The sequence below is a fragment of the Rhodococcus sp. IEGM 1305 genome (genome assembly GCF_030058635.1).
GTDB lineage: Bacteria > Actinomycetota > Actinomycetes > Mycobacteriales > Mycobacteriaceae > Rhodococcus_F > Rhodococcus_F opacus_D.
On sequence record NZ_JASHKX010000015.1, the window covers coordinates 103,362 to 120,921 of the forward strand.

The following is a 17,560-nucleotide window of genomic DNA, read 5'->3' on the forward strand; positions in this document are numbered from 1 at the left end:
AGCAGCAGGCGGAGCAGATCGCGGTCGCGACGGTCCCGGGTGGCACGGTCGCGAACGCCGAGCAGCAGCAGCGGGATGGTACGGCGGTGTGGCACATTCACATCCGCGACGCCAAGGGCTGGGATTACGACGTGAACGTCGACGCGGCGACCGGAGCCGTCCTTCCCGACAACTGACCGCAGTGGGTAGAACGACCCATGTTCCGCCCGGGGCGGGATGGGTGAATTTTCCGATGCCCGGGTGGTGACGTCGCTCTAGCGTCGAAGGCATGGTCAACACGTCAGTTCTCGTGTCGCGCTCCGACTTCCAGCGGTGGGCCGCCCGTGCGGGCGCAGCGGGACCGCTGGTGTTCACCGCGGGGTTCGTCGCCCAGGAGGTATTCCTCCGGGACGACTACAGCTCGATCGCCGACCCGATCAGCGCTCTCGAGGCGGACCCGAGTGGGTGGATCCAGCAGCTGAACTTCCTGGCGTTCGCCGTGCTACTGCTGATCTTCGCGGCCGGACTGCACCGCGGCATCGCGGCGACACGCTTCGGCTGGGCGGGACCGGCTCTGCTCGGCGCGGCGGCGGTGGGGCTGGTTCTTGCCGCCGGGTTCCCGTTGCGTGAGGACGCGACCGGGAACGCCTACGACCCCGGCCACCATGTGATCTCGGGGGTCACGTTCTTCTCCTGCAGCGCGCTGTCGCTGCTGGTGCTGTCGCGCCGGTTCGCCGCCGATCCGCGGTGGCGCGGCCTGGCGTGGTACACCGCGGTCGCCGGGGTCCTCGGACTGGGATGCTTCGTGATGCTGGGCCGGTTCGCGATGCCGGAGGGTGCCCCGCTGCACGACGTCGCCGGACTTCTCCAGCGGTTCACGCTTCTCGCCGTGACATTCCCGGCGCTGGTGACCATCGCCCTGCGGCTCCGTCGCCTCAACTGCCGGCCCCTGGATCTGATCCGGTCGTGAAGGACGGCATCTGTGCTCGCGCGAGGCAACTCGTGTCGTAGCTGCCGACCGGGTTCTCGAGAAAGCCGACCGTGACGGCCGGGGCGCAATCCGAGGACTGCAGCACGTCGTGGCCCAGACCGGGGAACTCGAGGACCTCGGACCGAGGCAGGGTTTCGGCCGCGGTCCGCGCCTGCGATCCGCACCGACACCCGCATGGTCCCGACGCTACGCGGGCGGCCTCCGCAGCCCACATACTTCGCGGTCTGTCGTCCAATTTGCCCTGGTGCGGCACCCGCGGCTGGCAGGATGAATTGGTGTCATCTGCGGCAACTCCGAAGGGCGAACGGCGCCGACAGGCGCTGGTCGAGGCTGCCGCCGATCTGCTGCTCGAGGGCGGATTCGACGCGGTCCGGCACCGCTCGGTGGCCACCCGGGCCGACCTTCCGCTCGCGTCGACCACCTACTATTTCGAGTCGCTGGACGACCTGATCGCGAAGGCCGTCGAATGCAACGGCAACCGCGATCTCGCGGTCATGCGCAGCCGCGTCGACGACGTCACGCACCGGCGCCGCGGCCGCGAATCCACCGTCGACCTCCTCCTCGAGCTACTCGTCGGACCGGCACTGATCAGTGAGGACTGCCGCGAGAGGCTGATCTCCCGGTACGAGCGGTTCACGGCCTGCGCGCGTCGCCCCGAACTGCGCGAGGTGCAGTTGCGGTTGCGCGCGCAACTCGACGACATACTCACCGAGGCCCTGCGACGCTCCGACCGCGACGTCCGGCAGGAGCAGCTCCGGCGGCTCGTCGCCGTCGTCGACGGAGCCCTGGTGACCGCGCTCGGCGAACACGACCCCGACCTGCGTGCCCTCGCCCGGGCCATGCTGCTCGACGTCGTCGACGTCGTCGCGCCGGCCCTCGACCGGCCGGACCACGTCGAGCTGTAGCACCGCCGTAAACTGAGGACTCGTGAGCCGCATCCCGAACGTCCTTGCCAACCGTTACGCCAGCCCCGAACTCGTCGAGTTGTGGTCGCCCGAGCACAAGATCGTCCTCGAGCGTCAGCTGTGGCTCGCCGTGCTGCGTGCCCAGGCGGAACTCGGGATCGACGTGCCGGCCGAGGCGCTCGCCGACTACGAGCGGGTGCTCGAACAGGTGGACCTCGACTCCATCGCCGACCGCGAGCGCGTCACGCGCCACGACGTGAAGGCCCGCATCGAGGAATTCAACGCACTCGCCGGGCACGAGCAGGTTCACAAGGGGCTGACCAGCCGCGACCTCACCGAGAACGTCGAGCAGCTGCAGATCCTGCGGTCGCTCGAGCACGTCCACGCGCACGGTGTCGCGGTCGCCGCCCGGCTGGCCGAGCGGGCCGCCCAGTACGGCAGCCTCGTCATGGCAGGCCGGTCGCACAACGTCGCGGCGCAGGCCACCACACTGGGCAAGCGGTTCGCGTCCGCCGCCGACGAACTGCTCGTCGCGCTCACCCGACTGCGCGAGTTGATCGACCGCTACCCGCTGCGCGGCATCAAGGGGCCCATGGGCACCGCGCAGGACATGCTCGACCTCCTCGACGGCGACGCGTCCAAGCTGGAGGCGCTGGAGCAGAAGGTCGCCGAGCACCTCGGCTTCTCCCACGTGTTCACGAGCGTAGGCCAGGTGTACCCGCGGTCGCTGGACCACGACGTGCTGTCGGCGCTGGTGCAGGTGGCGGCCGGGCCGTCGTCGTTCGCGCACACCATCCGCCTGATGGCCGGCCACGAACTGGTCACCGAGGGCTTCCAGCCCGGCCAGGTCGGGTCGTCCGCGATGCCGCACAAGATGAACACCCGCTCCTGCGAGCGCGTCAACGGACTGCAGGTCGTGCTGCGCGGGTACGCGACCATGGCCGCCGAGCTCGCGGGCGCGCAGTGGAACGAGGGCGACGTGTTCTGCTCGGTGGTGCGCCGCGTCGCGCTGCCGGACGCGTTCTTCGCGATCGACGGACTGATCGAGACGTTCCTGACCGTGCTCGCCGAATTCGGCGCCTACCCCGCCGTCATCGAGAAGGAACTCACCCGGTACCTGCCGTTCCTCGCCACCACCAAGGTCCTGATGGCCCTGGTGCGGGCCGGAGTGGGCCGGGAGACGGCGCACGAGGTCATCAAGGAACACGCCGTCGCCGTCGCGCTGGCGATGCGCGAGGAGGGCAGGGAACCCGACCTCCTCGACCGTCTGGCCGCCGACGACCGCCTGCCCCTCGACCGGGCCGCCCTCGACGAGGCCCTCGCCGACAAGAAGGCGTTCATCGGTGCCGCCGAGTCGCAGGTCGCCACGGTCGTCGCGCAGGTGCAGAAGCTCGTCGACGCCAACCCTGAGGCAGCCGCCTACCAGCCGTCCCCGATCCTGTAGGCGCGTAGCGCCCGTGCGCCTTTTTGGTAGCGGGGACTACCGAAAAGGCGCACAAGCACCGGAGGTGCCTACCCGTGAACTGCATTTTCTGCGAGATCGTGTCGGGCCGATCCGACGCCAGCGTCGTGCACGAGGACGACGACGTGATGGCGTTCATGGACATCCGGCCGTGGACGTCCGGACACCTGCTGGTGGTCCCGAAGCGGCACGCGAGCGGGCTCGCCGACCTCGACCCGGGCGACGGCGCGGCGGTGTTCGCGGTGGGACAGCGCATCGCGACCGCGCTGCGTCACGGGCCGATGCGTGCCCAGGGCGTCAACTTGTTCCTCGCCGACGGGATCGCCGCCGGCCAGGAGGTCTTCCACGTCCACCTGCACGTCGTTCCCCGGACGGCCGGTGACGGGTTCGGGCTGCGCGGAATGCCGAAGTCGCCGAGCAGGATCGCGCTCGATCAGACGGCGGGCGTCATCCGTTCCTCCCTCACCTGACGTGAGTGGCAAAGCGTGCGGGAGCACACTTTGTCACTCACGTGCGGGGAAGCGGACCTCGCCGGTGGGGCCGTTCTCGTCGAACCGTCGTTCGGTGATGTCGAAGGTGCCGTCCGGCCGGACCCGCAGCAGCGTCGACGCCCGCGTCCCGTAGTCGCCGTAGTGAATGAACCGGGACGACAGGGCGCGCTCGAGTTCGGGTTCGATGCCCGTGTCGGGCAGTGAGTCCCACGGTGCGGGGTCGCTGTCGGCGAGCACGTCGAAGTATGCCCCCGGGTCGGCCTCGGGGCTGCCGTCGTCGGCTGCGAGGGCGGCGGCGAATGCCTGCTTGCCGCCGGTCACCTTCGGCCACGGCGTGTCGAGTTCGGCGTTGGACAGGCCGTGGACGCCGGGTTCCACCCGCTGCCGCCTGCCGTGGGGCCGGTTGGTGGCCCACCACAGTTCCGTGGGGTCGCCGACGAGCAGGTTGAAACTGCCGTACTCGGCGCCGGTCGCGGCCACCTGTTCGGCGTAGTCGGCGGGTGACAGCCCGCCGCGGAGGTAGTCGACGGGCAGGGCGCCGCGGGACCGCGCCCCGGTCGAGGGGGCGCCGTTGCGGACGTTGGTGACGGCCGCGAATCGCTGGGAGTCGGCAATTCCCATCCAGGTGCCGCCGGCGAGCAGATCGCGGCCCGCGAGGAACCCGTCGTCCCACCTGCTCAGCGGTTCGGTGGGCCGGGCGTAGAACTCGTCGCGGTTGGCCGCGACGACGAGGGGGAGGTCGGGGCGGGTATGCCAGGCGAACAGGACCAGGCACATGCAGACGTCTCCTCGTCACCTCGATCATCCGAACTCGCTTGTGCATGCCCGAGCGTAGCCGCCCTCGTAATACCTCTGAAACAGAGCTATATTGATTTCATGGCACAGAACGAGTCGCCTGCCGAACAGCTCTTCGCCGCAATCGGATTGCTGCGCCGGCACACGCGCCGTCGAGTCGGGCGGCCGTGGCCGGAGACCCCGTTGACGGGGTCACAGGTGGAGTTGGTGCGTCTGCTCCGTCGCAGGCCCGGCACGTCCGTAGCGGAGGCCGCGGCGGCCCTGGGCCTCGCGGCGAACACCGTTTCCACCCTCGTGCGGCAACTGACCGACGCCGGGCTGGTCGAACGGGTGCGGGACGAGTCCGACCGCCGCGTCGCCCGCCTGGCGCTCACCGACGACGCTCGGGCACAGGTCGAGCGTTGGCGCGACCGCCGCAACATCGAGGTCGCCGCCGCATTCGACGGGCTGAGTGCCGAGGACAGGAAGGCCATCGAATCCGCCATCCCCGCCATCACCCGCCTCGCCGGAGCGCTCCACCCGGATCAGGCCGGGCCGACCGATCGGGAGGTCGTCAGATGATGTTTCGCAGGGCGCAGACCGCCGCACGACAGCGGTCGGCAGGCGACGCGCTGGAACTGTCGCACGTGACCTACTCGTTTGGGGACTACACCGCGGTGAAGGACCTGAGCCTCGTGATCGAGGCGGGGGAGTGCTTCGGCCTTCTCGGCCCCAACGGGGCGGGGAAGACCACCACGATCCGACTGCTCAACACCCTTCTCCCACTGCAGGGCGGCGACGTGAGCATCTTCGGGTTCGACGTGCGCACCCAGGCGATGGCCGTTCGACGGCTGCTCGGGTATGTGCCGCAACAGTTGTCGATCGAAGGCGCGCTCACCGCCCGTGAGAACGTGTCCTGGTTCGCCCGCCTGTACGACGTACCCCGGTCCGAACGCAGGCGCCGGGTGGACGAGGTGCTGGAGACGGTGGATCTCGCCGACGTCGCCGACCGGGTCGCGTCGAGTTTCTCGGGCGGCATGGTCCGGCGCCTCGAACTCGCGCAGGCGTTGGTCAACCGGCCGTCGTTGCTGGTGCTCGACGAACCGACGGTCGGGCTCGATCCGGTGGCGCGGGATTCGGTGTGGACCCGCGTCACCGAGATGCAGAAGCAGTACGGGATGACGGTCCTGCTCACCACCCACTACATGGAAGAGGCCGAGGCGCTGTGTGATCGGGTCGCGTTGATGCACCGCGGCGAACTGCGGGCGGTCGGTTCCCCATCGGGACTCGTCGCCGAACTGGGGCCGGACGCGACGCTCGACGACGTCTTCCGCCACTTCACCGGTGACAGCCTCACCGCCGACGAGAAGGGAGGGCTCCGGGATGTCCGTAGCGCCCGCCGCACTGCCCGCCGTCTGGGCTGAACCGCCGACCCGGGATGCGCTCCGGTTGTTGTCGCGGATCGTCACGTTCTGTCTGGTCGAATTGCAGAAGCTCCGCCACGACCGCACGGAGTTGGTGACCCGCGCGATCCAGCCGATCCTGTGGCTCGTCATCTTCGGGGAGACGTTCAGCCGCATCCGCGCGATCCCGACCGGCGACGTCCCCTACCTGGACTATCTGGCGCCGGGCATCATCGCCCAGTCGGCGCTCTTCGTGGCGATCTTCTACGGCATCCAGATCATCTGGGAACGCGACGCCGGGGTCCTGACCAAACTGCTCGTGACACCCACTCCGCGTGCGGCTCTCGTCACGGGTAAGGCGTTCGCGGCCGGTGTTCGCGCGGTGGCCCAGGCCGTGGTCGTCGTGGTCGTGGCGGCGCTGCTCGGCGTCGGAATGACGTGGAATCCGGTGCGACTTCTGGGTGTCGTCGCGGTCGTGGTGCTGGGAGCGGCGTTCTTCTCGTGCCTGTCGGTGGCCATCGCCGGGGTGGTGCTCAAACGCGACCGGCTGATGGGGATCGGGCAGGCGATCACGATGCCGCTGTTCTTCGCGTCGAACGCGCTGTACCCGGTGGAATTGATGCCGGGGTGGGTCCAGGCGATCAGCCGCGCCAACCCCCTGAGTTACGAGGTGTCCGCACTCAGGGGGCTGCTGATCGGCCAGCCGACGAACTACTGGCTGGACTTCGGGGTGCTCGTGGCGGCCGCGGTGCTCGGGATCGCCGTCGCGTCCGCGCTGCTGGGGCGACTGTCCCGATAGCCGGGTGGGGTCACGAAGTCACGAACGTCTTCTCCAGTGCCCGGCGCAGGTCGGACTTGCTGATCTTGCCGACGCCGGTGACCGGGAACTCGTCGACGAACACGACCTTGTCCGGCACCTTGTATTCGGCGAGTCCGCGGCCGCGGACGAACTTCTTGAGTTCGACGGCCTTCGGCTGCTCGCCCTGGACCACGACGAACGCGCAACTCCGTTCACCGAGATACGGGTCGGGCATCGACACCACCGCGACGTCGGCGACGGCGGGGTGTGCGAGGAGATGGTTCTCGACCTCTTCCGCGGCCACCTTCTCGCCGCCGCGGTTGATCTGGTCCTTCGCGCGGCCCTCGACGACGAGGTAGCCGTCGTCCGTGAGCCGGACGATGTCGCCGGTGCGGTAGAAGCCGTCCTCGGTGAACGCCGTCGAATTGTGTTCGGGAGCCCGGTAATACCCGCGGATGGTGTACGGGCCGCGGGTGAGCAGATGACCGGACGTGCCGTTCGGGACGGGCTCGCCCCGGTCGTCGACGACCCGGACCTCGTCGTCGGGGCTGATCGGTCTGCCCTGGGTGGTGACGATCGTGTCTTCCGGGTCGTCGAGCCGGGTGTAGTTGACCAGGCCCTCCGCCATCCCGAAGACCTGCTGCAGCGTGCACCCGAGTTCGGGACGGACCCGCTTCGCGGCCTCGGCGCTGAATTTGGCACCGCCCACCTGCAGCACCTCGAGGCTCGAGAGGTCGCGTTCCGTGCGACCACTGGCGGCGAGCCACGCCAACGCGAGCGGCGGCACCAGCGACGCGATCGTGACGCCCTCCTTCTCGATGAGCGCGAACGCGGTGTCGGGACTCGGATCCGGCGCGAGCACCACGCGACCACCGGCGTGCAGCACACCGAGGATGCCCGGTGAGCTCATCGGAAAATTGTGCGCCGCAGGCAGAACGACGAGCATGCGGGTGCTCTCGTCGACACCGCAGATGCGGTCCGACTCGCGCACCGAGTACAGGTAGTCGGTGTGGGTGCGCGGGATCAGCTTCGACACCCCGGTGGTTCCGCCCGAGAGCTGCAGGAATGCCACGGATTCCGGACCCACCGCCGGCCCGTCCGAGATCGGTTCCGCCGCCCGCAGTTCGTCGAGTGACGTGAACTCCTCCGCGTCCCCGGCCACGATGATTCGGGGCGGATTCTCGGCCGAGGCCACCACGTCGCGGGCGAGGGTGCGGTAGTCGAATCCTGCGTGCGTATCGGTGACGACGTAGGCCGCGGCGTTGGTGAAGCTGCAGAAGTAGGAGATCTCCTGGGCGCGGTGCGCGGGAAGCGCGAACACCGGCAGTGCGCCGAGCCGGAAGACCGCGAAGATCACCTCGACGTACTCGACGACGTTCGGCAATTGCACCACCACCCGGTCGCCGGGCTGCACCCCCGACGACTGCAGCCCGGCGGCGAGCCGGTCGGCGCGGTCGGACAGTTGCCGGTAGGTGAGGGAACGGTCGACCCCGGACGCGTCCGGCCCGGTCACGGCGATCGCGTCCCCGAATTGCTCGGCGCGGGCGCCCAGGAACTGCTGGAACGTCTCGTCCGTCCAGTACCCGGCGTCACGGTAGCGTGCGGCGAGGTCGGCGGGGTAGCCGACGGTGGTCTCCAGGGGAGCGCGAACGCTCGTGGTCATCGAAAGTCCTTTCACGGGCATGGCTGTTCGGGGCGTCAGGCTCGGAGGGTAGCGCCGCCGTCGACGTAGAGCGCCTGCATGGTGATGTGACGCGCCCGCTCCGACAGCAGGAACTCGACGGAGTCCGCGATGTCGGCGGCGTCGGCGATGCGGCCCAGCGGGATACCGACCTTGAACGAGCCCAGGTCGCCGTCGATCGCCCCGCGCGCTCCGGCGTCGTCGGCGGGATCCGACCACAGCGACCGCTGCATCGCGGTGTCCGTCGAGCCGGGGGCGACGATGTTGGCGCGGATCCCGTATTCGGCGAGTTCGAGGCCGAGTACCCGGACGATCATCGAGACGGCAGCCTTGGACGCGCCGTACGCGCCCATGCCGGTGCGGGGGACGCCCGCGGCGTTGGAACCGACCACGACGATGGAACCGGCTGCACGCTCGCGCATTCCGGTGCCGACCGCCCTCAGCACGTTGACGAGGCCGGTGACGTTGACGTCGAACACCCGCTGCCAGCTCTCGGGGTCGGCATCGAGCACCGAGCCGGTCTCGAGCACACCCGCCACGTGCGCGAGTGCGGTGATGGGTCCGTGCTCGTCCTCGATCCGGCGGACGGTGTCGGTGACGGCGGCGGTGTCGCGGATGTCGGTGACGGCGGTGCCGAGCGGCGGGGTGTCGAGCAGTGCCGCGGTGGCGGCGAGGCCGTCGGCGTCGCGATCGAGCAGTACCAGGCGGTGACCGGACCGCGACAGTGTGACGGCCGTGGCCCGCCCGATGCCCTGTGCCGCCCCGACGACCAGTGTCGTGCCGCTCATCGGGGGAGTCCCAGTGCGGCGAGGACGGTGCCCAGTTTGGTTGTGGTCTCGGCGAGTTCGTCGTCCGGTTCGGATGCGGCGACGATGCCGCCGCCGGCGTACGCCGTGACGGTGGTGCGGTCGGCGTCGATCTGCGCGCACCGGATGGTGACAATCCATTCGCCGTCACCGTCGGCGTCGGCCCAGCCCACGGCGCCGGCGTAGAAGCCGCGGTCGCCCTCGAGTTCGCCGATCAGTGCACGCGCCGCGTCGGTGGGGGTGCCGCACACGGCCGGGGTCGGGTGCACGGCGACGGCGAGGTCCAGTGCGGTCACCGAGCGGTCCCGCAGCCGTCCCGACACGGGCGTGCCGAGATGCCACAGTTGCGGTGTGCTGGTGAGGGTGGGCCGGTCGGGGATGTCGAGCTCGGTGCAGAACGGTTCGAGGCTCGCTCGCAGCGCCTCGACGACGAGGGTGTGTTCGCGCAGGTTCTTCTCCGACGACGCGAGGTTTTCCGCGGTCAGCCGGTCGATCTCGGGATCGGTGTGCCGGGGAGCGGATCCGGCGAGAGGGTGGCAGGTCACGGTGTCGCCGTGGCGACGGATGAGCACCTCGGGACTCGAGCCGACGAGGTGCCGTCCCGACCAGCCTGTGCCTGCGGCGCTCAGATCGACGCTGAAGCCGTTGCCGCCGAGGTCGTTCGCGACGAGTTGCGCGAGCAGTGCGTGCGGATGCAGCGGTTCGTCGGCGTGCAGGACGACCGATCGGGCGAGCACCACCTTGTGCAGTGTGGCCTCGGGTTCCCGCAGCACGTGAATGGCGGCGGCGACCCGGGAAATGTGCTCGTCCTCCGCGGGAATCGACGCACCGGCGCGCACGCGCGGAAGGGCCTGCAGTCGAGGGGACCAGCTTCCCGGGTGATGACGCAGCGTCTGTGGTGCGATCAGCGCGGCGGGATGTGACGGGTCGAAGGCGAGCGCGCCGACCACCGACGTCGCGGTGCCGCTCCGCAGGGCCGCGGCGGCGTCGTGGGCGGAGTCGTAACCGGTGCGGATGCCGTCGGCGATCACGGTGCCGTGCGGTCGGGAGAGAATGAACGGCGCGCCCGGCGGGAGGTCCGCCGAAGTCTCTGCGGACTCGGCAACGGCCGTCGACTGCATATGCGATCACCTTTCGTAGCGGACAACTGCGGTGCGTGTGGCGATGCGCACCGTCACGTCACGACCATATACGGTTAGCCTAACCTTTGGTGGTTCAGCTTGTCCGTCTGCGGTCCCGTTGCGACACGTATTCCGTTGCAGACCAGCGATTTCGAGTCACGACGTGGGGCGCGATATCAGCCGCAAACAGCATCTGGATTCTCGCCACCCCCGACTGGCCTAACATCGCATGCACACGTTGCATGGAGGGCAGGCGGCTGCAATGACCGAACGCAGGTTCTCGCTCGATCAGCGGATCGTCGCCGCCCTCCAGGTCGACGGGCGGTGCTCCTGGAGCCGCATCGCCCAGGCGCTCGGCGAACCCGAGCGGAACGTCACCCGGCACGGCATCGCGCTCCTCGAGTCCGGCCGGGTGGCCGTCACCGCCGTCGCGAACAGCGGCGGCACCGCGATCGTCCGCCTCCAGTGCTCCCCGGGAACGGTTCGGGTGGCGGCGAGCGCCCTCGCCCAGCGCAGCGACTGCATCTTCGTGTACATCCTCACCGGCACCGCCGACTGTGTGGCCGAGATCCACGTGTCCCGGGACCGCCTCCCGAAGCTCGTCATGGACGAACTGCCCGCGACGATGGGCGTGGTCCGAAGCTGGACCGACCCCGTGCTGCGATACTTCCGCACGGTCCGCGAGTGGGAGGCCGGGGTGCTGACCCCCGCCGAGAAGGAAGCGATCGGCGGGGTGTCGCCTCCGGCGACGTTTCTCACGGACCTCGAACGCGGCACCCGGGATCCCGTCGACCGGACGATCATCCGCGAGCTGATGCAGAACGGGCGGGTGGGAACCACGGCGCTCGCCCGGACCGCGGGCGTGTCCGAGGCGACGGCCCGGCGACGTGTCCAGTCGCTGCTCGCCGAGGGTGCGATCAGCCTCCGGGTGGTGGTGGATCCGGTCCTGTTCGGGCTGCGTGCCGAGGCGATGCTGTTCATCAAGACTCAGCGCAACCGGATCGAACCGCTTGTGCGGGGGATGCTCGAGATGCCGTACGTGCGGTACGCCGCCGGCACGGCGGGCGAGTACCAGGTGGTCGCCAACATCGCCGCGCCCGACGAGTCGGTGCTCTACGACTACATCACCACCGCGCCGTGGGTGGCGGACGCGGCGGCCCTGGAAACCAACATGGTGGTGCAGGCGGTCAAACGCAGCGGGCGGGCAATGTGACGGATTTCGACATCTGGCGGCCCCTCCGGCGCACCTGATTGCGATCTCCGACAGGCTGGTGGCCGATTTCGCCGAACCTCGTCCAGCTGTTGAGTGCTGTGATCCGCACCACGCATGCTTCCTCTACTCCCCGGATGGAAGAAGGAACAGCATGCAACGAGACGCCATTCTCGGGGCGATCGAGGATTCGCCGCAGCGCCGCTGGCTGCTGCTCGTCCCGGTCGCCCCGGTGCTCGCACTCGTCACCGCCGTGTGGCTGCCGTTTGTGAACACCGCCGACCTGTGGCTGGGAATGCCCCGGCTGCTCGTCTGGTGCTCGGCCTGGGTGCTCCTGCTGCTGCCCGCCCTGGCAGCGGTGGAGTTCGGCCTCGTCCGGCCGCACGAGGAGCGGAGCGACGACCGCCAGCTCGAGGAGGCGACGCTATGACGAACTCAGCTCTGTGGATCACCCTGGCCGGCATGATCGGATTGGCCGTGATCGCGGTCGGTGGACGCCGGAAACGCGCTCAGAACCTGAGCGAGTGGACGGTCGGCAAACGGAACTTCGGTGTGGTCACCAGTTTCTTCCTGCAGGCCGGTGAATCGTTCACCACGTTCACGTTCCTCGGTGTCGCCGGGATCGCGTTCACCGCGGGCATCGGCGCCACCTACGCCATCCCGTACATCCCGCTCGGCTACGTGGCCCTGTATTTCATCGGACCGCGAATCTGGAAACTCAGCAAGGACCGCGGCTACATCACCCAGGCCGACTTCTTCGCGGACCGGTACCGCAGCCCGCTCCTCGGCCGGCTCGTCGCCCTGTGTGGCATCATCTTCCTGCTGCCGTACCTGCAGCTGCAGATCACCGGCCTCGGTCTGATCGTCCGTCTCGTCACGGGCAGCGCGAGTTCGGGCACGCTGAGCATGATCGTCGCGACCGTCCTCGTCGTCGGATTCGTGCTGTGGGCCGGCATTCACGGCCTCGCGCGTACCGCCTACGTCAAGGACGTCCTGATCCTGCTCGCCGTCGTGGTGCTGTCCATCGTGATCCCGTTGCACTTCGCCGGTGGCATCGGCGACGTGTTCGGCCAGATCGCCCAGACCCACAGCGAGATGCTGACTGTGAATCCCGGCGACTACGACAAGGTCTGGTGGACCACGAGCCTGCTGATCTCCGCGATCGGCTGCGGGTTCCTCACCACTCCGCATCTCTGGCCGCCGCTGCTGGCCGCGAAGAACGGTCGAGTGATCCGCTCCAACAACACTTTTCTGCCGATGTACCAGGTGGTCATGATTCTCCCGATCATGCTGGGCTTCGTCGGGATCCTCGCGCTGAATCCCAACACCAGCAGCAACGCCGTCCTGCTCACGCTGGCCGGGGGAGCCCTGCCGAACTGGGCGCTCGGACTGATCGCGATCGCCGCCGCCTCCGCCGCGATGCTGCCTGCCGGCGCCATCTGCATCGGCATCTCGACGCTGGCGTCGCACAACCTGGTGAAGATCGAAAGCGAGCGCACGAAGCTCCGGTTCAACCATCTGGTCGTGATCGCGGCTGCCACCACGGCTCTCGTACTCGGCCTGACGCGCCCCGATCTGCTGGCCAACCTGTTGCTGCTCACGTTCGGCGGTCTCAGCCAGCTCGCTCCCGGTCTGGCGCTGGCTCTGCCCGAGAAGCCTCTGCTCGCCAAGCAATCCGTGTTCGCCGGACTCGTCGTGGGCATGCTCACCGTCATCGTGATGACCGTCTTCGAACTGAACCTCGCCAACATCGACGCCGGAATCTGCGGCCTGGTCCTCAACCTCGCGGTAATCGCCGTCGTGGAGGCCGTCGTCCGCGCCACCCGTCCCCGCACCCCGACCTCCGCGTCGTCGGAAGACCTTCCGGCCGCGACCCCGATCCTGGAGACCACGTAATGACCATCGATCACTACTCGACCGCGCGAGAGATGCTCGCCGCACTGCGTAGCAAGGACATCTCGGCCCGCGAGCTGCTCCACCTGCACACGGACCGGATCACGCAGGTGAATCCGACGGTCAACGCGCTCGTCAGTCTCGACCTCGACCGCGCGCACGCCACCGCTGCCGCCGCGGACGCGCAGACTGCGGCCGGGACCCCGGTGGGGCCGCTGCACGGACTGCCGTTCGCGTTCAAGGACACTCACGACGTCGCCGGATTCCCGACGGTGGCGGGCTCACCGCTCCTCGTCGACAACGTGCCAGAGACCAGTGAGCTGATCGCCGAACGCGTCATCGCGGCCGGGGCCGTCACGATCGGCAAGACCAACGTCCCCGAATTCGCCGCAGGCTCGCACACGTTCAACCCCGTCTTCGGGACCACCACCAACCCGTACGACCCCACCAAGAGCGCGGGTGGCTCGAGCGGCGGCGCCGCGGCGGCGCTCGGTGCGGGACTCGTCCCGCTGGCCGACGGCAGCGACATGGGCGGTTCGCTGCGAAACCCGGCGTCGTTCTGCAACGTCGTCGGATTGCGCCCCACCCCCGGCCGTGTTCCGTGCTGGCCCAACAGCGCGCCCTGGGACTCACTCGTGACGCAGGGGCCGATGGCCCGGAACGTCGACGACCTGGAACTGTTGCTGTCGGTGATCTCCGGACCCGACGCGCGGATCCGCAGTTCTCTCAGCGCCGACGCCGTCGCGCCGCGTCTCGGTGTCGCCGGCCTGCAGGGTCTGCGCGTCGCGGTGTCCGCGGATCTGAACGGCATCTTCCCCGTGGACGCGCCGGTCCGCGAGATTCACGACCGGCAGTCGTCGATCTTCGCCGCCGCGGGTGCCGTGGTGGCCGAGGACGCGCCGTCGATTCCCGACGCCGAGTGGGTGTTCCGCACACTGCGGGCATGGCGGTTCAAGATCGACCTCGGTGACCGCGCCGACGCCACCCCCGAACTGCTGAAGCCGTCGCTGCTCGACAACATCCGGCAGGCAGACCGGCTCTCCGCCGACGATGTCGCGAAAGCCATGGTGGCGCAGGCGGAGATCCAGCAGCGCGCCGTCGAGTTCTTCACCCACCACGACATCCTGGTGATGCCCGTGTCGCAGGTGCTCCCGTTCGACGCCGAGCTCGAGTACCCGGCGGCGGTCGACGGCCGTCGCTGCGACGACTACCTCGACTGGATGACGTCCGCGTTGACCGTGACGGTGCTGGGTTGCCCCGCGATCTCGGTTCCCGCCGGCTTCAGCGCCGACGGTCTGCCCGTCGGCGTGCAGATCGTCGCCGCCCCGGGCAACGACCTGTTCCTGCTCGACGTGGCACGGGCCTACGAGCAGCTCAACCCCGTCGGGGCCACGCGTCCGCACCTTCTCCAGAGGGCGGCAGCGTCTACTTCGTGAAGTCGTCCTCGCCGACCCGGTGGACGTGGATGAGGTTGGTGGATCCGACGGTGTGTGGGGGTGAGCCGGCGACGATGACGACGAGGTCGCCGCGCCGGTAGCGGCCCAGTCGGAGGAGGGCGGTGTCGACCTGGCGGATCATCTCGTCGGTCGATTCGACCGGGTCGACGAGGAAGGTTTCGGTGCCCCAGGTGAGGGCGAGTTCGTTGCGCACCTGGGGTACCGGGGTGAATGCCAGCAGCGGCAGCGGGGTGTGGAGCCGGGCGAGTCGTCGCACGGTGTCCCCGGACTGGGTGAACGCCACCAGCGCTGCGGCGTCCAGGCGTTCGCCGATGTCGCGGGCGGCGAACGAGATCACCCCGCCGTGGGTGCGGGGAGTGTGGGTGAGGGCGGGGACGGTGGTGGACTGGTGTTCGACGGCGGAGAGGATCCGCGCCATCGTCGCGACCGTCTCGGTCGGGTAGGCGCCGACGGAGGTTTCACCGGACAGCATCACCGCGTCGGCGCCGTCGAGGACCGCGTTGGCGACATCCGACGCCTCGGCCCGGGTGGGGCGGGAGTTGTCGATCATCGACTCGAGCATCTGGGTGGCGACGATCACCGGTCGGGCGTTCTCCCGGGCGATCTGCACGATGCGTTTCTGCACCAACGGCACCTGTTCGAGGGGGAGTTCCACCCCGAGGTCGCCGCGCGCGACCATGACGGCGTCGAAGGCGCGCACGATCGCCTCGATGTCGTCGACGGCCTCGGGTTTCTCGATCTTCGCGATGACCGGCACCCGACGGCCGATCCGGTCCATCACGTCGTGGACCCGGTCGATGTCGGTGGGGGCGCGGACGAACGACAGGGCGATCAGGTCGACTCCGAGCCGCAGGGCGAATTCGAGGTCGTCGATGTCCTTGTCCGACAGCGCCGGGACGGACACGTCCATTCCGGGGAGGGAGACTCCCTTGTTGTTGCTGATCGGGCCGCCCTCGGTCACCCGGCACACGACGTCGTTGCCGTCGACGTCGAGGACGGTCAGCGCGATCTTGCCGTCGTCGACCAGCAGTCGGTCACCGGGCCGCGCGTCCTGGGTGAGGTGGGTGTAGGTGGTCGAGACCCGGTGGTGGGTGCCCGCGCAGTCCTCGACGGTGATCCGGACCTGTTCGCCGGTCGCCCATACCGCCCCGCCGTCGGCGAAGCGGCCGAGGCGGATCTTCGGTCCCTGTAGGTCCGCGAGGATTCCGACGGCTCGGCCGGTGTTGTCGGCTGCGGCGCGGACGCGCCGGTAGTTGGCTTCGTGGTCGGTGTGGTCGCCGTGACTGAAATTCAGTCGGGCGATGTCCATCCCGGTTTCGACGAGACTGCGGGTGCGCTCGTCCGTGGCGGTGGCCGGCCCGAGCGTGCAGACGATCTTCGCCCTCCGCGGCGACAGCAGCGACGCCGCGCCGACATCGGCGGCGAGTGGCGAGGGGATGTCAGTGAGAGTCATCGTGGTCCTTCGTTGTGGAGAAGTGAGCTGCGGCCGATGTCGCACCCGATACGGGTGAGGAGTTCGCCGGTCAGCTCCGGGTCGGTGGCCGTGTTCCGGTCGGTGTAGTCGCCGAGGGCATGGATGTATTCGAAACCGGTGGGTGCCCAACGGTTCCGGGAGAGCGTGTTGCGGCCGGCGACGGCGATCACCGGGACCGGGTGGGCGCGGCGGGCGAGGACGGCGAGGAGTTTGCCGTGTTCGGTCTGCTCGTCGATGCTGCCCTCGCCGGTGATCACCAGGTCCATTCCTGCGAGGTAGCCGTCGAAATCGAGCAGGTCGAGGAAGTACTCGGCACCCGAGACCATGCGTGCTCCGAGCATCATGGCGGCGAATCCGATGCCGCCGGCGCTGCCGGCGCCGGGGGAGTTCGCGACCGTACGCGCCTGCGGGTGGCCGCTGCGGGTGAACGCGTCGACGAGGTTGTCGAGGCCGGCGTCGAGTTCGCGCACGGTTGCGGGGTCGGCGCCCTTCTGGGGGCCGTACACGGCGGCGGCGCCGTTCGGTCCGGTCAGTGGGTTGGTGACGTCGCCGGCGATCACGATCTCGATTCCGGAGAGATTCATTGCGCGGGAGGAATCGACCGTGTGGACCTGGTGCAGGGTCCGGCCGCAGGCCCGCAGTTGCCGGCCGTCGGCGTCGGCGAACGTGAATCCCAACGCGGCGAGCATGCCCATTCCGCCGTCGGTGCCGGCGGACCCGCCCAGGGCGAGGACCAACCGGCGGGGTCGAAACCGCAACGCCTTCGAGATCGCTTGTCCCATACCGAGGCTGGAGGCGTCGAGCGGAGCGCGGCGGCCGCCTGGGAGGGTGGCCAGACCGCAGGTGTTGGCGACTTCGATCACCGCTGTGGTGCCGTTGACTGCGATACGACCGCGCTGGGGTGTTCCGGTGGCGCCTGCGACGGTGACCGGGTGTGGAGTGAACCCGACGGCCACCGCCGCGTCGACGCTGCCGTCGCCGCCGTCGGCGAGGGGAAGCTGTGTGCTCTCGATTCCCGCCGAAGAAAGTCCGGCAGAGAGGTGTTCGGCGACATCGGCTGCGGAGAGCGAGCCCTTGAACTTGTCCGGGGCAACCAGAACCCTCATCGGCCTTC

At 69.2% G+C, this 17,560-nt stretch carries 18 protein-coding genes; 12 read left to right on the top strand and 6 right to left on the bottom strand.

Annotation, left to right across the window (positions count from 1 at the left end; genetic code table 11):
• From QM693_RS21150 to QM693_RS21170, 5 genes are all read left to right on the top strand, one after another.
• A partial coding sequence (locus tag QM693_RS21150) for a PepSY domain-containing protein (protein WP_283353374.1) occupies nt 1–176 on the top strand: 176 nt, incomplete at its 5' end.
• Between the two features lie 92 nt (nt 177–268).
• Nucleotides 269–949 (top strand): DUF998 domain-containing protein, encoded by a 681-nt coding sequence (locus tag QM693_RS21155; protein ID WP_283330596.1) that lies wholly within the window; start codon nt 269–271, stop codon nt 947–949.
• A 296-nt stretch (nt 950–1,245) separates the two neighbouring features.
• The gene (locus QM693_RS21160; RefSeq protein WP_283330597.1) at nt 1,246–1,875 is read left to right on the top strand and encodes a TetR/AcrR family transcriptional regulator; all 630 of its coding nucleotides are present in this window, start codon (nt 1,246–1,248) and stop codon (nt 1,873–1,875) included.
• A 22-nt stretch (nt 1,876–1,897) separates the two neighbouring features.
• On the top strand, nt 1,898–3,319 hold the full coding sequence (gene purB / locus QM693_RS21165; protein WP_283353354.1) for an adenylosuccinate lyase: 1,422 nt from the start codon (nt 1,898–1,900) through the stop codon (nt 3,317–3,319).
• 74 nt (nt 3,320–3,393) lie between these two features.
• Nucleotides 3,394–3,807 (top strand): HIT family protein, encoded by a 414-nt coding sequence (locus tag QM693_RS21170; RefSeq protein ID WP_280778775.1) that lies wholly within the window; start codon nt 3,394–3,396, stop codon nt 3,805–3,807.
• 33 nt (nt 3,808–3,840) lie between these two features.
• On the opposite strand, the gene QM693_RS21175 is transcribed toward QM693_RS21170, so the two are convergent.
• The gene (locus QM693_RS21175) at nt 3,841–4,605 is read right to left on the bottom strand and encodes an NRDE family protein (RefSeq protein WP_283330600.1); all 765 of its coding nucleotides are present in this window, start codon (nt 4,603–4,605) and stop codon (nt 3,841–3,843) included.
• A gap of 99 nt (nt 4,606–4,704) precedes the next feature.
• On the opposite strand from QM693_RS21175, the gene QM693_RS21180 reads away from it, so the two are divergent.
• The 3 genes from QM693_RS21180 to QM693_RS21190 are packed head-to-tail and all read left to right on the top strand — an operon-like array spanning nt 4,705 to nt 6,804.
• Entirely contained in the window at nt 4,705–5,184 is a 480-nt protein-coding gene (locus QM693_RS21180) for a MarR family winged helix-turn-helix transcriptional regulator (RefSeq protein ID WP_280778773.1), read from the top strand.
• Nucleotides 5,181–6,026 (top strand): ABC transporter ATP-binding protein, encoded by an 846-nt coding sequence (locus QM693_RS21185; protein ID WP_283330601.1) that lies wholly within the window; start codon nt 5,181–5,183, stop codon nt 6,024–6,026. The genes QM693_RS21180 and QM693_RS21185 overlap by 4 nt, the downstream gene beginning before the upstream one ends.
• Nucleotides 5,986–6,804 carry an ABC transporter permease gene (locus QM693_RS21190; protein WP_283330602.1) on the top strand — a complete coding sequence of 273 codons (819 nt, stop codon included), beginning with the start codon at nt 5,986–5,988 and terminating at the stop codon, nt 6,802–6,804. The genes QM693_RS21185 and QM693_RS21190 overlap by 41 nt, the downstream gene beginning before the upstream one ends.
• Nucleotides 6,805–6,814: 10 nt before the next feature.
• On the opposite strand, the gene QM693_RS21195 is transcribed toward QM693_RS21190, so the two are convergent.
• Genes QM693_RS21195 through QM693_RS21205 form a run of 3 tightly spaced genes read right to left on the bottom strand, consistent with a single transcriptional unit; the run spans nt 6,815 to nt 10,412 of the window.
• Nucleotides 6,815–8,467, bottom strand: coding sequence for a (2,3-dihydroxybenzoyl)adenylate synthase (locus QM693_RS21195; RefSeq protein ID WP_283330603.1), 1,653 nt, complete (start codon nt 8,465–8,467; stop codon nt 6,815–6,817).
• 35 nt (nt 8,468–8,502) lie between these two features.
• The gene (locus QM693_RS21200) at nt 8,503–9,273 is read right to left on the bottom strand and encodes an SDR family oxidoreductase (RefSeq protein WP_283353355.1); all 771 of its coding nucleotides are present in this window, start codon (nt 9,271–9,273) and stop codon (nt 8,503–8,505) included.
• Entirely contained in the window at nt 9,270–10,412 is a 1,143-nt protein-coding gene (locus QM693_RS21205) for an isochorismate synthase (protein WP_283330605.1), read from the bottom strand. The genes QM693_RS21200 and QM693_RS21205 overlap by 4 nt, the downstream gene beginning before the upstream one ends.
• Before the next feature lie 262 nt (nt 10,413–10,674).
• On the opposite strand from QM693_RS21205, the gene QM693_RS21210 reads away from it, so the two are divergent.
• The 4 genes from QM693_RS21210 to QM693_RS21225 all read left to right on the top strand — a co-directional run bounded on the left by QM693_RS21210 (nt 10,675) and on the right by QM693_RS21225 (nt 14,951).
• The gene (locus tag QM693_RS21210; RefSeq protein ID WP_009477863.1) at nt 10,675–11,625 is read left to right on the top strand and encodes an Lrp/AsnC family transcriptional regulator; all 951 of its coding nucleotides are present in this window, start codon (nt 10,675–10,677) and stop codon (nt 11,623–11,625) included.
• 151 nt (nt 11,626–11,776) lie between these two features.
• Nucleotides 11,777–12,052, top strand: coding sequence for a hypothetical protein (locus QM693_RS21215; protein WP_283353356.1), 276 nt, complete (start codon nt 11,777–11,779; stop codon nt 12,050–12,052).
• Nucleotides 12,049–13,518, top strand: a complete 1,470-nt coding sequence (locus QM693_RS21220; protein ID WP_280778762.1) for a sodium:solute symporter family protein — start codon at nt 12,049–12,051, stop codon at nt 13,516–13,518. The genes QM693_RS21215 and QM693_RS21220 overlap by 4 nt, the downstream gene beginning before the upstream one ends.
• Entirely contained in the window at nt 13,518–14,951 is a 1,434-nt protein-coding gene (locus QM693_RS21225) for an amidase family protein (protein ID WP_005254857.1), read from the top strand. Before QM693_RS21220 ends, QM693_RS21225 begins: the two co-directional genes overlap by 1 nt.
• On the opposite strand, the gene pyk is transcribed toward QM693_RS21225, so the two are convergent.
• Nucleotides 14,941–16,425: a pyruvate kinase gene (gene pyk / locus QM693_RS21230; RefSeq protein ID WP_283330609.1), complete on the bottom strand. Its 1,485-nt coding sequence runs from the start codon at nt 16,423–16,425 to the stop codon at nt 14,941–14,943. The two genes, QM693_RS21225 and pyk, sit on opposite strands and share 11 nt — an antisense overlap.
• Complete coding sequence (locus QM693_RS21235) at nt 16,422–17,552, bottom strand: glycerate kinase (RefSeq protein WP_283353357.1); 1,131 nt, start codon at nt 17,550–17,552, stop codon at nt 16,422–16,424. Before QM693_RS21235 ends, pyk begins: the two co-directional genes overlap by 4 nt.
• Nucleotides 17,553–17,560 lie beyond the last annotated feature (8 nt).

What these genes read in the sequence shown, in the direction of transcription:
- QM693_RS21155 (WP_283330596.1), top strand. Translation starts at nt 269, where the DNA reads ATGGTCAACACGTCAGTTCTCGTGTCGCGCTCCGACTTCCAGCGGTGG.
- QM693_RS21175 (WP_283330600.1), bottom strand. Translation starts at nt 4,605, where the DNA reads ATGTGCCTGGTCCTGTTCGCCTGGCATACCCGCCCCGACCTCCCCCTC.
- QM693_RS21180 (WP_280778773.1), top strand. Translation starts at nt 4,705, where the DNA reads ATGGCACAGAACGAGTCGCCTGCCGAACAGCTCTTCGCCGCAATCGGA.
- QM693_RS21185 (WP_283330601.1), top strand. Translation starts at nt 5,181, where the DNA reads ATGATGTTTCGCAGGGCGCAGACCGCCGCACGACAGCGGTCGGCAGGC.
- QM693_RS21190 (WP_283330602.1), top strand. Translation starts at nt 5,986, where the DNA reads ATGTCCGTAGCGCCCGCCGCACTGCCCGCCGTCTGGGCTGAACCGCCG.
- QM693_RS21195 (WP_283330603.1), bottom strand. Translation starts at nt 8,467, where the DNA reads ATGACCACGAGCGTTCGCGCTCCCCTGGAGACCACCGTCGGCTACCCC.
- QM693_RS21200 (WP_283353355.1), bottom strand. Translation starts at nt 9,273, where the DNA reads ATGAGCGGCACGACACTGGTCGTCGGGGCGGCACAGGGCATCGGGCGG.
- QM693_RS21205 (WP_283330605.1), bottom strand. Translation starts at nt 10,412, where the DNA reads ATGCAGTCGACGGCCGTTGCCGAGTCCGCAGAGACTTCGGCGGACCTC.
- QM693_RS21210 (WP_009477863.1), top strand. Translation starts at nt 10,675, where the DNA reads ATGACCGAACGCAGGTTCTCGCTCGATCAGCGGATCGTCGCCGCCCTC.
- QM693_RS21215 (WP_283353356.1), top strand. Translation starts at nt 11,777, where the DNA reads ATGCAACGAGACGCCATTCTCGGGGCGATCGAGGATTCGCCGCAGCGC.
- QM693_RS21220 (WP_280778762.1), top strand. Translation starts at nt 12,049, where the DNA reads ATGACGAACTCAGCTCTGTGGATCACCCTGGCCGGCATGATCGGATTG.
- QM693_RS21225 (WP_005254857.1), top strand. Translation starts at nt 13,518, where the DNA reads ATGACCATCGATCACTACTCGACCGCGCGAGAGATGCTCGCCGCACTG.
- pyk (WP_283330609.1), bottom strand. Translation starts at nt 16,425, where the DNA reads ATGACTCTCACTGACATCCCCTCGCCACTCGCCGCCGATGTCGGCGCG.
- QM693_RS21235 (WP_283353357.1), bottom strand. Translation starts at nt 17,552, where the DNA reads ATGAGGGTTCTGGTTGCCCCGGACAAGTTCAAGGGCTCGCTCTCCGCA.